This window comes from Sphingobacterium sp. LZ7M1, from assembly GCF_024296865.1.
GTDB lineage: Bacteria > Bacteroidota > Bacteroidia > Sphingobacteriales > Sphingobacteriaceae > Sphingobacterium.
In genome coordinates this window covers 1,804,561-1,817,966 of sequence record NZ_CP101134.1, presented here as the reverse complement: position 1 = coordinate 1,817,966, position 13,406 = coordinate 1,804,561, and the positions used below count along the sequence as shown (strand labels likewise).

8 protein-coding genes are annotated in these 13,406 nt (G+C 32.2%); all 8 read right to left on the bottom strand.

What is annotated here, in order from left to right:
• Positions 1 to 12: 12 nt before the first annotated feature.
• Positions 13 to 1,677, bottom strand: a complete 1,665-nt coding sequence (locus NMK93_RS07705; protein WP_254529248.1) for a hypothetical protein — start codon at positions 1,675 to 1,677, stop codon at positions 13 to 15.
• Positions 1,678 to 2,090: 413 nt separating this feature from the next.
• Entirely contained in the window at positions 2,091 to 2,585 is a 495-nt protein-coding gene (locus NMK93_RS07700; RefSeq protein WP_139185418.1) for a hypothetical protein, read from the bottom strand.
• A gap of 760 nt (positions 2,586 to 3,345) precedes the next feature.
• Complete coding sequence (locus NMK93_RS07695; protein ID WP_093095662.1) at positions 3,346 to 3,726, bottom strand: response regulator; 381 nt, start codon at positions 3,724 to 3,726, stop codon at positions 3,346 to 3,348.
• Positions 3,719 to 4,696 carry a histidine kinase dimerization/phospho-acceptor domain-containing protein gene (locus NMK93_RS07690; RefSeq protein ID WP_254529246.1) on the bottom strand — a complete coding sequence of 326 codons (978 nt, stop codon included), beginning with the start codon at positions 4,694 to 4,696 and terminating at the stop codon, positions 3,719 to 3,721. The genes NMK93_RS07695 and NMK93_RS07690 overlap by 8 nt, the downstream gene beginning before the upstream one ends.
• A 194-nt stretch (positions 4,697 to 4,890) precedes the next feature.
• Complete coding sequence (locus NMK93_RS07685) at positions 4,891 to 5,241, bottom strand: response regulator (RefSeq protein ID WP_254529244.1); 351 nt, start codon at positions 5,239 to 5,241, stop codon at positions 4,891 to 4,893.
• Between the two features lie 662 nt (positions 5,242 to 5,903).
• Positions 5,904 to 6,725: a helix-turn-helix domain-containing protein gene (locus NMK93_RS07680; RefSeq protein WP_254529241.1), complete on the bottom strand. Its 822-nt coding sequence runs from the start codon at positions 6,723 to 6,725 to the stop codon at positions 5,904 to 5,906.
• Positions 6,726 to 7,589: 864 nt separating this feature from the next.
• A complete protein-coding gene (locus tag NMK93_RS07675; RefSeq protein WP_093095656.1) occupies positions 7,590 to 8,093 on the bottom strand; it encodes an RNA polymerase sigma factor in 504 nt (167 codons plus the stop codon).
• A 3,618-nt stretch (positions 8,094 to 11,711) separates the two neighbouring features.
• Positions 11,712 to 13,403, bottom strand: coding sequence for a PepSY domain-containing protein (locus NMK93_RS07670; RefSeq protein ID WP_254529239.1), 1,692 nt, complete (start codon positions 13,401 to 13,403; stop codon positions 11,712 to 11,714).
• Between the last annotated feature and the right edge of the window lie 3 nt (positions 13,404 to 13,406).

Here is a 13,406-nt window from a genome sequence, read left to right as displayed (position 1 = left end):
ATGTTACTTATATTAAATACCAGGAAAGTATTTGGAATCTGTCCCAGTACATTCAATTATCCCTTGCAATAGGCTTTTCCAAACCACCTTGAAAAAGGGATGATTTGGATTTCGATCATAATCCACCTGAGCTACATGGAGTTTACCATTTGCATCAGGGTTACTGTCGTTGATAAAGAATTTATTGGCAATAAATGATAAGATCCCTTTTTTACCTCTACCCTTACCTGGATCCTTAAGTAATTCAACTTTCAGATGGTCATATTCAAAATTGAATTCCCCCCAATTCTTGGTGTCATTTCCTTCCATGTCAAAGGTAATTGCTTTTAAATTGCCTTCCGTCAAACGAATGTTGAGAAGTGGTTCTAAGATTCTGTTATACCCTGAAACCTTCATGGCAGATAATTTGCCTGCATAAGAATAATTACCGATATCGCTTAGCATGTCAAAGGAAAATTGGACTTTCAGCTGACCTTGACCATAAACACTTCCTTGCAAATCGGCATTCATATTTCTATTTTTACGTAGGACAGATCCTACATTACTAACATTCTGAAATGTCCCGCTGATATTCTTGAAATCAATTTTCCCCTCTCTGAAATATTTGTCACTAATTTGCGCATAACTCAGATCAATGTGGCTAACCTTGACACCCTTAATGGAAATGGGAACACCGACCTCAAGTAATTGCTGAGCAGGAGATTGACCAATTTTAGAGACATTTTCCTTTTGGTATCGTTTATCTTTTGCTAGTTCAAATAGGCCCCCTTTAACTTGCATACTGTCAGCCTCAAAAATCTTTCCCAACAAAAGCTTTTGGCTATTTACACCAGTAATATGGATAGAATCGATTTTCATATCGATCCTAGGCTTATTGAGTTTATCCTGCTTGGCAAAATTCTCCAAATTTAAAGTAGGCTGAAGCGCTAAATTACCAATATTCATCATTCCGTCCTGAGAACTAAACCTGAAATCTTCTATTCTAAATTTATAGGGAGCTCTCTTCAAATCGGTAGTGAATTCTGGAATATGAATTGCAATGTCCTTTGCATATAAAATACGCATGCTGTCTTTGAGAGATTGTTCATCAAGCAAAAATTTCGTCACGGTCAGATTTGCCCCATTGACAGTAATTGAATTGCTCTTTTCATTATTTAGATTCACAAACTCCAAATCAATGGAATTCACCCGGAATTCATCTAGAGCAATGGACTTAAAACGATTTTTTATCCTATCATAAAGATTTTTCTCTGATTTATCCATGTTGTACGAACGACTCCTTAAAATAGCTTTACACTTTAATGAATCCAGCTCAATAGAACTTATTTGGATTCTCTTCTTTACAAAAATATCCCAAAGATTCAAGCCGCTTACTCTCAAACTATTTGTTCTTCCTTGAAATCTGGTGTTTGGAGCTTTCTTGGAGATGTCCAGATTCTTGAATATAATACTGTCGTGGACAAGCCTTACATCCTTCAAAGACAAATAACCACCAGCAATGTTTAGATCCAGATCGCTATATTTTATGCTGTAAAGACCTTTCGAATATTCGGCGATAGTATCCTCCAACCTTTTACCTAGCAAAGGTTTTAACTTATGAGAAACAAAATATGATCCGACCAACAACAATAAAACCAGAGTCGATAGAATAACGATGCTGATTTTCCAAATTTGCACTTTTTTTTTTGTTCCTCATCAGATAAATAACAAGCTAAATGAGGATTTTGTTTGTGTTGCTAGTTGAGAGGTGCCTGTTTTTACAGAATTCGTACAGTTCTATCAAAATAATAATCCATGATTAGACGGTTGAAAATTTTCATCGTTATATTCATCAGCAGCAACCTCCTTGGTAAAACTATGGAGCGCCTAGAAAATGCGGAAAATGTCGGAGGTTGAACAATTCCGGATCTATTGGATAGCGACCCTAATTCAAAAAACCCAGACTCAATTAAAGAGCCTGGGAGGTACTAATTATGTTTCCAAGGATAGAATAACATGTTAAGTGTCTTCAAAAAAGGCAAGGGGATTAGGAATTAAAACATTCTCCTAATGCAAAAGCTCCCTGTTACTAGAAATCAAACAGCAACTTATCAATTGGCGTAAATTCCGGTTTTGTCAAGATAAATTTCTTTTCTTCCATTTTGGAAAACCTCATTAATTGGAACGAAAACATCAATAAGATCCTCTCGATAACCTTCCAATAATAATTCTATACTTTCTGGACTAACCTTATACATCGTATAAATTGCATCATTGTCCAGAAAACTGATGTCAGATTTGAGCATGTTGACCTGAAAACTATTAAATAATTCATTTGCTGAATCCCTATCAACTTTGACAAGGTTTTGTGCTGCAAGATCATACCTCTCCATTTCTTTCTCTAATTTATCAGCATATTTTTCTGTTAGATATTTTAAATACAAATTTCTATCCCCACTTCGCAAAGCTTCATTTCTATAAGCAATTTTCTCCGGTGAGATTTCAAACTCGTATAGTTCAGGACGTTCTTTATAATGAAAATATTCGTTAAAAATTTTCAATCTTTCATCTAAGGTCATATGTTTTTCATTAATTTCTTGCTGCAAATTAAATAATATTAAATCAATATTATTGAAAATTATAGGATTGGAATAAGAAAACTTAATGAATTGTTCAAATTGGATCCCAAGAACCCATATAATCATTCATTTCGCTTTGATTAATGGTTGGTTTTCATTACAGAAGATTGGACGTTACTATATATAACGAAAGAATGGGGATGATTTTTTAGCGTTAATTTCCCGCTATCTGTGATCGATAATAATTTTGATTTCTACTAATTCCATGCATTAGCGTTTATTAAAAGTTATTAGTCTATATTTCATTTTAATAACTATTTATGATTTAACAAACTGTAGCCCAAATTGAAACTCTAAATAAAAATTTGACTTATCTTTTATTTCAATAAGCGTTCAATATTCTTATTCTAGGGTTAGGTTAAATATGAACCGCTTTAAAAAAAAGTCAGTTTGACCTTTTCCCATTTCAATGGTTTCTGGTAATTTATAAAATTTAGATAGAGTAAGATCAAGCACTTTAAAGTTACTACATAGTACCAGAAAAATGGAGTGATGATTTTTAGCATTTCAACAAAACTATAAGAATGCGTAAAATATCAATCAACTATCAGCTAGGTAGTCAACCGAAGGCCCCTCAATAAATATTATGTTATTTCTCAAACGACACTGGACTCTTAAAGATTCATGGAAATCAAAAATAAGGCAAAATCCCCCATAAAACCTCCATTTGAAATTTAAAAATAATTTGCCCCCATATGACTTATTTTATCAACAACATTTACTATTCCTAACCCAGAAAGGTTCTCAATCTTTCCAATTCATTGAGCCTTACAGGTTTTGTTAAATACTCCAGGACCATTCCATTTTCCATGGCCATTTTCCTATCCGATGGACTTAGAGACGAACTGACCATAATTACAGAAACCCTTTTGCATAATCTATGCCTTTTAAGCCCTTCCATCACTTCCCATCCATCCATGATCGGCATCATGATGTCCAAGAAAACAAGGTAGCTATGGTCATGGTCTTGTTGAAGGTCTAACCAGTTTAGGAACTCTGACCCATTGAGAAATTTTTCGAAAACATTTCCCATCTTTAGGTATTCCAACATCTTTTCCAAGAGAAAGGATGAGATTTTGTCGTCATCAACCAAAATGATCCTAAACATCTTTCTCTCCTTTTTGCTCTTCTCGATCAACTATCTGACGTATTATCCTATCCAGTTCATTTGCTGAATCTAATAAAGCATCAAGTAAAAATTCGGATCGCTGATCATGGCTACCTTCTCTCCTGAGGTGTTCAGCCAGGCCGATGATGCGGGCAAGGGGAGCCCTAAGTTCATGGTTATGGAGAAAGTACATTTCCTTTAGTATATTTTGGTCCTCATGCTGCTTGGTAACATCTATTGCAGTACCATGGATACCGATGCACGCGTCACCCAAATGATCTGGTTTTCCCACCACCTTAAGCCGCCTCAATTTTCCACTCCGGGTCCTTACGGAAACAAAAGTCTTAAGTATCCTCTTGTTTCTAATTGCTTCAAAGAGCTGTGCCATGAATAAAACTTCATCGTCAGCATGGAGATAAAATTGTTTCACGTTTTCAAAATTTGGCATAAACTCTTTTCCTGTCTCAAACAGCTCATTCATACCAACCGACCATTTGATTGTTCGTTTCTCGATATTGATCCACCAATTTCCAAACCTTACGTCAAACTGCGCCTCGCTCAGGAGTCTCCTGTCTATAATATAGTCAGTTACATCAATTAATGAACGAACAATAACCAATACTTCTCCATCCTGATCAAAAACAGGGAAATGGGTTATTTCGAAGTATTTCACATTTTCAATTGATGTCTTCTTTTCATGGGGATCTAACCAGGTCTTAATTCCCCTGGAAACAAACCGTTTCTCCTTGAGGACTTCATCAAAAAGTGTTTCCCATTCCAATTCGTCAATAAATTCTGAAATAGGGAATACAGAAAAAAAACCTTTTGAAATCACATGCTCACTATTAAGATCGACCAAGTCGAGATACGCCTCATTGGCGTCAATGATGGTGAATTCAGGTACATTGGGAAGAATGATCACGCAGGGCACTCCCAGCCATTTGAACAAGTTCGAATACTCAAAATTCAATATATTGCTTAGTTATGTTAATGGATATATATCTTAAAAAATCATTAGAAAGCATATCTTCTAAAACAAAGGAAAACAATTCCTAAGGAAGTTCCTCCAAGCCTTATTTGTAAATTAATATTGATAAAACCGCTATTTGAACGCGACAAAAAAATATTTACAAATAATAATCAACAAAAATTAAACCTCTGTGGTTAAAAAGGCAAAGCAGCCATAAAATCGCAGATATCAAAGGGTTTTTCAATAAATGCATTGGCTCCCGCTAACATGGATGCTTCTTTTCCATTGTGCGATGCCGAAATACCGAGAACAAATACATTGTTTAAAATTTCAGATTTCCGATTTAATCTTATTAATTCAGAACCCGAGACAATTGGCATCTCAATGTCACAAATTAGAACATCAGGACGGATAGTAAGCATTCTCTCCAATGCCCTTGTACTATCCAATTCAGCGATTAACTCAGCTCCTGTCACCGAAAGAACATCCATAATAGCATTAAGGACATGAATATTGTCCTCACAGATAAATATTTTCTTGTTCATATCCGTATGAATAATAAAAAATAAAATGACGCATGGCGATTATTTGTTATCATATATGCACCTAATAATTAATTATAGTTTTTGAAGTATTTATCAATTTTACTTTTCTAAACCATCAATCGCGTAAATTAGTTAAATCGCAAATTAACCATTACCTAATAACTATTGATAATAACAAATTGCTTAAATCAAAATCTGCGTCAAAAATTACTTTTCAAGTAAACAAAATTAAATTGCTTATCAATGTATTTATATTCAATTTTCCAGAATAGTTAATTGATTTTCCGAAATCTGTACGCCCTAAGAGTCTTTTCATGAGCTCGGGAATTCAATTTGAGATTTTTTGTAAGATCCACAATATAAACTTTTAACCTCTATCAAATCATATAAGCCCCTTAATTACCTTAACTAGAAAATACTTTACTTCTCTAAATACCTAATTGATTTCAAGATAACATTGCAATTTCATTTGAGAATTGTCGACAATTAGACCTAAATTATTTCACCTATTAATAGAAGATGAAAAGTTAGGTGGCATTTTTCATACAAAATTTTGGCCAGAACGGGATGTTAAAGCCAAATAAAATAAGTATTTAGAAAAACAATAAACATATTTCACATAAAAATTATGATATCGTAAAATAAATCTATCAGGCTAGATTTTATAAATGGGGCTGGTCTCCTAGCATCCATTTTCTATATGTAGAAGGTGGATTTCCATATATTTTTTTAAAGTACATGCAGAATCCGTTGGGTGAGATGAAACCCAATTTCTGCGAAATTTCCTTAATAGATAATAATGGATCTTCGAGCATTTTTTTTCCTAGATCCATGATAAATCCATCTATTATTTCTTTAGGAGTACAATTAAGGACTTTTTTCGTAACGGATGACAATGTCCTAACGGTAATGTTAAGAGACTCTGCATAGAAATGAATTCCTTTATGCCTTGTTGAGTGGAGAGAAACGAGTTTTTTAAATTTATCGGCAATATTTACGTACGTCACTGAGACCATATTGACTTCAGTATCGTCCATCCTCCAACTTTTTTGCTTTTCAAATGTATGCTTCAAATGAAGAACGTTGTTTTTTAATAGGTTAGATATAATCAAATACCTGGATTCCTCATCACTTCGCTGATAGGTTTTGATCATATCATTCATAGCCCTTAAGTGTTGGAACTCCTTTTTGGATATTCGGAAATAATGGACATCACTTTCCCTCCCTTTAAAAATCGCTTCTATATGACTGTCTTGGAATAATGCAATATCAAAAAAGAAATACTCGGAAATAGGACAGATACTTTCCCTTTCAAGAATGGGTGGACAAAAGATCCTAGAGTCGAGCACATATTGGGACGGAGCAGTTTCCAAAATTTTTGAAACCTCAAGAATATCATATGTAAGGAAAGTAGCTAGATTACTGTCCTCCATTTCAATCAGGTCTTTTCCATTTACCAGAAAACATAGGTTCTTTTTACTCATAAACAGGCTAAACTTAATTGCTAACAAAAATTTAACCAAAATTGATCTTTAATATAAAAGTCCAGTCAATCCTCCGTATAACATATCACCAAGACATGATAACCTTACCAATAGTTTGAATAGATTTCTAAGTTGAAAAATAGAATGCAGTTAAGATTTTTAATTGATTATGGGGTTTAAAATTTATCCAACATTAAAAATTGCACCAGGATATTATCATGGAATTAGAATTTTGTTTAGATTTATTATAAGCATTTTTTAAGTAGGACAATATTAAGATATTTTAAAAGAATGAACCTGGACGTATGGCTCAAAAAATTAAATAATCAATAAACCCAAATTGATAATGGTTATTAGTTTTGGAAATCAACTATGACTTGAGCAATTAAATAACGTCAAACATTTGCTGAGATTTAAAGAATCCGACCTAAATTGAAATCATATTAAATGAAATCAGAAATTTATATGTTTAGGCTTGGCTATTTGACTATAGAAGTATAAACTATGGTTATGTTTAGATATAGCTAATTACACTACCAGAGTTCTTTTAATGAAAATCCAAAACCATTTCATTAAAAATGCTGTTTTATTTAGAAATAATGATGTATTTGACTCCAATGCCACCTAAAACCCCAAAAATAGGTGGCATTTTTTATAGAACTTGCACATGGTGTTAGTTTTTTTTATTCCTAGTCCCATAAATTAAGATAAATATATAATCGTAAGGTTTTGTCTGATTTATGCGATATGGCAGAAATATTAAATTTCAATCCAATGAGAAACTATTAATTTAGTTAAACCAAATTATCAAAAATTATAGAGACATACCTGCAGCGACCTATTTCCCTTCTTGACTAAGTGATATTAAGTTTGCCTGTAACTTTTTAACCTCTGCTTCAAAAGTTTCCGAGCAGTGTGTATTCGAGTCTTTATAGTTCCTTCCGGCAATCCTAGGTGGTCGGCGATTTCATAGTATTTATACCCTTCAAAAAACATCATAAATGGTATGTAGTGTTTTTCTGGAATCGATCTTAAAACCAAATTCAAATCTTCTCTCATAAAATTATCTAAGCATTTGTTATTGCTTTGTTGCTTTAATGTTTCTCCAATAGATTGAACTTTTGACAAGTAATTTTTTTCTAAAACCTTTTTTCGACACCCATTAATAAAAATGTTCTTCATAATAGTATAAACCCACCCTAACAGGTTAGTATTCTTTTCAAAGCTATCCTGGTATTTCAAAACTTTAATCAAGGTTTCCTGGAGTAGATCTTCAGCTTCTTCTTGATCTTTGGTAAATTTGTTCGCATATTGTAATAGGGTGTCTGTATGAATCAACACCTCATTTTTAATAAAATTTTTGTTCATGATAAAAAAGATTATTTAAACCTGATGCAAAACATCCCTTGACAGGGATGGTTTTGATTATTCAACACTAAAATTAAATTGCACGTACAAATTCCAGTCAAAAAAAGTTTTTAATGGTTGTATTGTAAATACTTTTGCAATCTATGTGCCAAAAGAAAAAAACCTGCAGTTCAATCCCTTCTTAAGCTTTGATAATATGAATAACATTATTCATATTATCATTTGTTAACAGAGAATATTGCCAAGGAAGAAAGAGGGTAAAATGAGCAATCTTATTAACTTGATAAACGATTATCCCTTCAATGATAAAAAAAGGTATGAAACAAGTCTGATTTTGATATTGGTCGAAGTTAGGAATTAAGACGATTATTATTAATTGACCACTTAATTTTTTTAATAATTAGGCCGTGGGCAAATTCCACCACCAGGGTAAATAAAAGATCGCTAGAGGATAGAGTCAAAAAACAAGCAGGAAATGGAGTAATCATGGCACTTTCCTAAGCTTCAAATAAATCTCCCTGGACAAAATTTTATCCGATTTTAGAGTACTTACCCTATCAAATTACACCTTACACAAGTATTGAAAATACAAATATCAACAATTTTTTGTTCAGGAATTCCCGAATTCCAATTATAAACTTCGTTACCCTAAATAAATAGATTTAGTATTTCCCGTTTTTCGATGAATTATTAACAATATTAAGGAAATAGTAGCCATTGGACTACACGGTTAAAATACTATTTAGGCTTGTATAGAGTATTCTCTTATCTTTCTTAAATTAATAAAGCTTGAATTCACTATAAACATAATTTAGTAACTCTTTGAAACTCCATCCCAAATGGTGTGTTTCAAGGTTTCTTCAGCCCAACAATGGTCCAGGTGTTGGGCTTCTTTGTATATTTTTATTAACTTTAATAACTTAATCGTTTATCTGATTAAGCTCTGTTTCGACCCAATGGATAGGAACTCCATTGGGTTTTGTTATTTATTTCCTATATTTAATAACGTTAATTATATTATAATTGTTGGGAAACCAATAGCGTCCCCTGCTGTTGGTTTCTTTATTTGAATAATAATTTATATCTCATATTTTCTTTGATAATATATGATTCTTAAAATGCAAGCATAATGTTATGCTAACTTACAATAGATCTGATTATCTTAATTCATTGAAAACCTTCCATCATTTTTTTTTCTGATACCTTTAAATGACATTCATATTTGTAGTTTATTGTAAGTCATGCCCAATGGAACAGGGTGATCCATTGGGTTGATATTTGTTATATGTATCCTTGCCATTTCCCCAAGGTTTTTTATCTTTGAAAAAGATAAGGCAGATAATATGCCGATATTCGGTTTGAATTCCCAGTGGAGAGGGAAAACCACTGGGTTTTTTATTTTATGTTGATACCTCTCAAAGGTCGAGCTCTTAATCACCTTACCCTCTGCTCTTTATGAACACAATCGTTTTCACCAAGTAGCCTCATGATACTGTCCAATAATTTAAAGCGTATATTATTTCATAATGGAATTAGTAGGCTTAAGTTTATGATTAGGCTAGGACTCATCTTAATATGATCATAGTACTTTTCTTATTTCATTTATTTGCCTTATCTTACTTCCATATAAGATTATTCCATAGTCTCATAAGTACCAGAATTGTTTTTATTAACCCAATAGATATATTTCTATTGGGTTTTTGTAATTTATCTACATCTTTTTCATTTAATCCCCCATCAATTGATAAGATTAAACTAGAAACATTTTCAATAGTTAGAAACTTAACAACCCTTCACCTACAATAGGACATTTTGAAAGTATATTTTTTGCATCTAGATAGTGGCAAAAACCCCAGATTATCATATTGAAATTTGAAAATAAAAATACTTTTTAATATTAATGGAGTAATGGAAAAGATTGGATTTGAACTTATTTCACATGCCAAAAATTTCATAGGTAAATTTCCCTTGAACAGATTAAATGATCCTTGTACATTCAAAAAGATTTTTTTAACAGGAACTATTACTATTGATACCATATTTAAGTATTTCTTTAAGAATGTTTATATTGACCGCTAGTTAATGCTTGGTAGCTCCTATCGCAGGAAAAATCCAAAAAATATCCCAAAAGCTTATGAGATGCAAGATGATTACCTGATTTTTAAATGATTTTTCGGTTTGATTTAATTAACCCAATTATACACATATTCCTCTTAAATCCTCATATAGTTTAAAACATAAATTGAAATTGGTGAAATCCTATATGTACACTCAATTTATTAATTTTGACAAAAAAAGTATGATTCCTAATCGATCTGATCAATTCTTAAAATTGTTCAAGCCTTGTTATGTCTATTTCTGTACTGTTTCTTAAAATACACTTCAATTTGGGGTTTCAGTTGATTTAAATTATCTTTTTATACAAGTTTAAGGTTTATAAAAAAAAATGGAAAAACTATAAAAACCAAATAAATCAATAAAAATTCATCTGATTGCTCAATTTTAGAAATATCATGAGACGTTAAGGTTAATACCTCTTTTCCTTCGGGAGTAAAGGAATCGAATTCATCAAACTATTTGCGATATATTGAGAATTTCTCAAGATTAAAACGTGATGATTTATTACAGTCGCCAACAATCTCACTCATATAAAATCAAAAAAGAAATATGTGGAAATCCTTCTCACCATTTACTCTTGGAAAAATATGTAAAAGAAATATCCTATCCCGTTTATGGACCTTATAATTTACAGATCACAAAATAGACTCCTTCTTTATCATAAAATTTCATCGCTCTAAATTCTGTATACCGAGAAATATCATGAATCATTTCCTCAAGAAGAATAGAGTTAACATTTGAGTTAATTTCTACCGGTCTAAATTTAAAATTTCTTTCCTCGTATCTTGTTTTGTAAAAATCATTAAGGAAATCTATTTTTTGTTTCTTTGAACCATTTACAAACATCTCAGTATATTTTGATGCAATTTTATAAAATAATTATCGATTTTTTCTTCGTTAACAATTACTTAATGTACTGATGTTTAAACATGTAACCTAGATTGTTGATTATCAATATTATTATTTTTCAATTAAATCACTTTAAAAAAATCACGTAAGCTACACTTTATCATCAAGAGATAAAAACTCGAATTTTCTAAAACCTATTTGGATTTCAGATTGTTATATCTATTAAATTAATTTTAAATAAGCAGTACAAAATCACATATTAGCCCAATCAATTTCCCCGGCTAGGTCATAGAACTGGGGCTTTTTTGTATATTAATTTTAGAGTTTTCGGACATGATCAATTTTTCGTTGACTGCCATAGGTTGTTTAAAAACAATTTTACTGCTTTTTTATTCCTAGAAATAGTCAAATTCCTCAAATCCAAATTTAACCCGAAAATTGGTAAGGATAATATTCTATTATCTCTTTTGTAGTTTCATTAAAAACCCTTAAAAAAATATCATAACAGAATTCTAGCAAAAGCTGGCAATAAGCATATATTAAATTTTGGATTCTCAATTAACTTTTTTAGCTGTTTTAATTGTAGGAGAATGGAATTTCGAGCGCAAGTTATTAGCTAATAATCTGTAAGGTAAAAATAGTTTTTTTGCCTTATTTTGCCTTCCGACTTAAATTGTATTGAACTGGATGCGAAACATCTCCAACCCTTTTCGAGGACAGTAAATACATGAATACAGATAAACTTACTATTCCCAACAATAACCATAGAAAATCTACAATGAACAAATCCATCTTTCCACTTATGAAATTATCCCAAAACCAACATCCGGTTTTTATTCCATTAACAATGGGTACTAGTATGGCTGCGACAGCCCCTAGAAACAAGGTTTCTCTATTCGTCCGGTTCAAATTCCTGCGAATGATATAGTATAGAGAAATTATTAGCCACGATCGAAAATAAAATGCATATATGAATTCCTGTGTAACAGGAGAGGCTATTTTTATGGCAATAAAAGTAAAAGCCGTGACAGGCAGCATACTCAAACAAATGGACAAAAATACATTAGCGGCCCAAAAATTAAATTTTCTCTTCCTTGGGATCACATTATTTTTATCCCGGGCTACTAACCATATCAATATCCCGGATACTATCACTAAGCACCCCAAGACACCCAATATAAAATAGACAGCTTTTACAGGATATCCTCCAAAATCCCCAAAATGTAAACGATAAATCAAACTACGGACTCGATTGATGTAGTTAACATCTGTATATGGAGATTTTTCTTCCAAAACCTTATTATTGAGAACCTGAATAGCCAGAATGCCTGAGCCAGCAAAACTCCGGTTATAATGCGGTTCAACCTCAATTACTAGGTACATATTTTCATCTCCAAAATTCTTGATGCTTATACGTTTATATTCACTCAGGGGCCATTTTTTCTTGGCTTTTTCCAAATAATCCGACAGCCTAAACTCTTTTTCCAATTTTTTATAGCTGTATTCTAATGGATAAGTATGGATGGTTTCTAAATCCTCATACAATTTATCGGTTTTCTCTTCATATAAAACGTTGGCAAAAGGGGTAATTAATACTGTATTTATGATCAAAACCACCCCAGTAACCGCAAACATGAATTGATAAGGAAATCCAATCACGCCCAAAGCTGTATGCATATCTGTCCAAACTGTTTTCCATTTATTAAACGGACGGAAAACAAAAAAATTTGAGACAACTTTATCCCAATGGAGCAATAATCCAGTGATTAGAGCAAATAGAAATAGGAAAGATGTAATTCCAGCGATTAAATATCCAAAAGGAGCTATTCCCACTCGAATAGGGACCTCATTTAATTGAGCCAAAAAATGTAGGCGATACAGGAATTCGCCCATATCATAGTTTGCCGAATAGTCACCGGTTTTATTATGTATAAAATCATGATTTAAATACTTACTATCACCATCTCCCCCACGGCCGCGCCTTCCTTTGCCTTTACTAGCTCCTTCCGGTTTCTTCGCTTGTGCAGCTAAGTTTTCCTTATTAATAATTGTATCCTTAGATGTACTAAAATTAACATATCCCTTTGCCCCATTTTGTTGAAGATAAAAGATAATATCTCTACCTTGTAAATTGTAACCATTGGAAACAGAATCTAAAAAACCACTGTATTGCTGAGCTTCAACTTTTTGATTATAAAAACTGATATTGTTTTGCCAGGCTGAAATTTCCTTTTTGAAAAATGAAAATGAACCTGCAAAAAAAATAACATACAAGAGAGCACAGATGATTATTCCTGAAATGGTGTGTGTATTAAAATAGATATTATAGTTTCTAATTTTCATTTT

Excerpts from the sequence above, each read along its gene's own strand:
- NMK93_RS07695 (WP_093095662.1), bottom strand. The coding sequence starts at position 3,726 with ATGTTTAGGATCATTTTGGTTGATGACGACAAAATCTCATCCTTTCTC.
- NMK93_RS07670 (WP_254529239.1), bottom strand. The coding sequence starts at position 13,403 with ATGAAAATTAGAAACTATAATATCTATTTTAATACACACACCATTTCA.
- NMK93_RS07680 (WP_254529241.1), bottom strand. The coding sequence starts at position 6,725 with ATGAGTAAAAAGAACCTATGTTTTCTGGTAAATGGAAAAGACCTGATT.
- NMK93_RS07685 (WP_254529244.1), bottom strand. The coding sequence starts at position 5,241 with ATGAACAAGAAAATATTTATCTGTGAGGACAATATTCATGTCCTTAAT.
- NMK93_RS07675 (WP_093095656.1), bottom strand. The coding sequence starts at position 8,093 with ATGAACAAAAATTTTATTAAAAATGAGGTGTTGATTCATACAGACACC.